The organism is Bacillus sp. AFS001701 (assembly GCF_002559405.1).
Classification (GTDB): domain Bacteria; phylum Bacillota; class Bacilli; order Bacillales; family Bacillaceae_G; genus Gottfriedia.
In genome coordinates this window covers 1-1,097 of record NZ_NTZO01000463.1, presented here as the reverse complement: position 1 = coordinate 1,097, position 1,097 = coordinate 1, and the positions used below count along the sequence as shown (strand labels likewise).

1 protein-coding gene is annotated in these 1,097 nt (G+C 27.2%); it reads left to right on the top strand.

Annotated elements, in window-relative coordinates:
- The first annotated feature begins 545 nt into the window (after nucleotides 1-545).
- Nucleotides 546-1,049, top strand: coding sequence for a hypothetical protein (locus CN514_RS21150; RefSeq protein WP_098234274.1), 504 nt, complete (start codon nucleotides 546-548; stop codon nucleotides 1,047-1,049).
- The last annotated feature ends 48 nt before the right edge of the window (nucleotides 1,050-1,097 follow it).

The following is a 1,097-nucleotide window of genomic DNA, read 5'->3' as shown; positions in this document are numbered from 1 at the left end:
GATTTTATTGCACTCACCTCTTTCATTGAATCTATAAATTCGAATAAAAGAATTATTCATAAATGCAAGTTGATATTCTAAACAAAAAACAGCCTTCTCCTTTATTTTTTCGTATTAATCTGATTCACCCGTTTTGATTATATGCTTCTTTTTGTATTACTAGGCTAGTTACATAGCCTCAAAAAAAGAATTGGATTTTCGTATAAAAAAGAATCATAAGATAATAGGATTTTTCACCTCATTACCTTAATGCAACAAGAGATAAATAACCGAAACCAAGATGGCATTTTTTAAGGGAAAAGTATGCTTTAGTTGATAATCCCGAGTCACATTTGGATTTATCTTTACTTAATTGAACTTGTTAAAGTAAATTGATGATTTTCTTAAACAACTAACTGACAGGTTAGTGCAATAAGGAATGTTTGAACTTCATTGAAACAAAATAAAATTACGCCAATTACAAAAGTTGGTATAAACTATATAATTAACTTATTAACTCTAATAAGACAAAAAAATAATTCTAACAGGAGTTGAAAACAACAAGAATGAAAGTTTATAAGGCTAAAATCCAATTGATGTTTTTTTTCATAGTAATTGCTTCAATTTCACTATTTTTAACAATTATGTTCACAGTAAGTTTAAGTCGTTTTACTGTTTCAAATTTGTTCTATTGGATAGGGTTGGTAGCATTTGATTTTTTACTATTTTGGTCTTCATACTCTATATTCCTTTCGAGAAAAAGAGGTAAAGGAGTATATTGGGATGATGAAGGTGTGGTAGTTGATTTTAAAGGTAATAAAATTTTTTGGAATGAAATTGAGAATATTGAAATGCATAAAAATGATAATGAATGGTTTACAAAATCAACATTTATACGAGTTTTCATTTATAAAGAAGAGCAAGTTAGATTAAGACATAAACTTCCTTTAAAAAATATTTTTTGGAGATATAGTGGTAATATAAATTGGATTGAGATTGAAAAACCAAAAGAAATGCACGAAGCACTAGTTCAAAATTGGAAAGAAAAAAATAAACTTAATTCTATTTAACGTATCCAACTAATGCATGTTTTAGTTGAACAACACGATCGGCTGAAA